This is a genomic window from Acrocarpospora pleiomorpha, assembly GCF_009687885.1.
Taxonomy (GTDB): domain Bacteria; phylum Actinomycetota; class Actinomycetes; order Streptosporangiales; family Streptosporangiaceae; genus Acrocarpospora; species Acrocarpospora pleiomorpha.
Genome location: NZ_BLAF01000035.1, coordinates 1 through 1,324, shown reverse-complemented (window position 1 = coordinate 1,324; position 1,324 = coordinate 1). Strand labels below are relative to the sequence as shown.

Here is a 1,324-nt window from a genome sequence, read left to right as displayed (position 1 = left end):
TCGGGGTGAGCCGCGAGGGGACCTTAGGGTGGGCGCAGCACCGATCGCTCCTGTCAGGAGGACGCCATGCTTCCCGAAATCGGCCGCCCGGTCTCCGATCTGCTCGCGGAACTGACCCGGCTCAAGACCGCCGACCTTCCCGTGCGTGGCGGCAAGGTGACGGCGTATGTATACGACACCGGGCGGGCGGAGGTGCACGACGCGGCGTTCGCGGCCTACGCGGAGATGCTTGAAGTGAACATGCTCGATCCGACGGCCTTTCCCAGCATGGTGGCGCTGGAGAAGCAGGTCGTGGGGGCGGTGGCGGAGCTGCTCGGGAACCCGGCGGCGCCCGGGATCTTCACCAGCGGCGGAACCGAGTCGATCATGCTGGCGGTGAAGGCGGCACGGGACGCGCGGGCGGTGGAGCGGCCGCGGATCGTGGTGCCGGTGACCGCGCACCCGGCGTTCCACAAGGCGGCGCACTATCTGGGCGTCGAGGTCGTCGCGGTGCCGGTGGACCTGGAGACGTTCAAGGTGCCGCCGGACGCGATCGAAGCGGCGATCGACGAGCGGACGGTGCTGGTGGTGGCGTCCGCGCCGTCCTACCCGCAGGGTGTCATCGATCCGATCGAGGAGATCGCCGCGCGGGCAGCGGCGCGCGGCGTGCCCTGCCATGTGGACGCGTGCGTGGGCGGCTGGCTGCTGCCCTGGTTGCGTGAAGCGGGGGCCGACGTGCCGCCGTTCGACCTGAGCGTGCCCGGAGTGACCTCGATCTCCTGCGATCTGCACAAGTTCGGCTACGCGCCGAAAGGCGCCTCGGTGCTGTTGTTCGCGGACGCGGCGATGCGGCGGAAGGCGTACTTCGCCTCGGCTGCCTGGCCCGGCTACACGATCATCAACTCGACCGTCCAGAGCTCACGGTCGGCCGGACCCCTCGGCGGTGCCTGGGGCACCCTGCAAGCCCTCGGCCGCGACGGATACGCCGAACTGGGCCGTGCCACGCTGGAGGCCACCCGGCGCCTGGCCGACGGCATCGCGAAGATCCCCGGACTCCGCGTGCTCGGCCAACCCGAGGCATCCCTGGTGGCCTTCACGGGCTCCCCCGAGGTGGACGTCTTCGTCCTGGCCGACGAGGCACGCAAACGCGGCTGGTTCCTGCAACCCCAGCTCTCCTACGCCGGCATCCCCGCCAACATCCACATCACCGTCACCGGCGTCACCCTGACCGGCGTGGACGCCATGCTCGACATCATCACCGAATCCACCAACTCCGCCCGCGCCAAAGGCCCCGCCCAAGTCCCACCCGGCCTCCCCGAACTCATCGCCACCCTCGACCTGGACG

1 protein-coding gene is annotated in these 1,324 nt (G+C 70.4%); it reads left to right on the top strand.

Annotation, left to right across the window (positions count from 1 at the left end; all coding sequences use genetic code 11):
- Positions 1 to 66 precede the first annotated feature (66 nt).
- Positions 67 to 1,324 (top strand): pyridoxal phosphate-dependent decarboxylase family protein (locus Aple_RS28365; protein WP_155347784.1); only part of this gene is annotated, 1,258 nt, incomplete at its 3' end.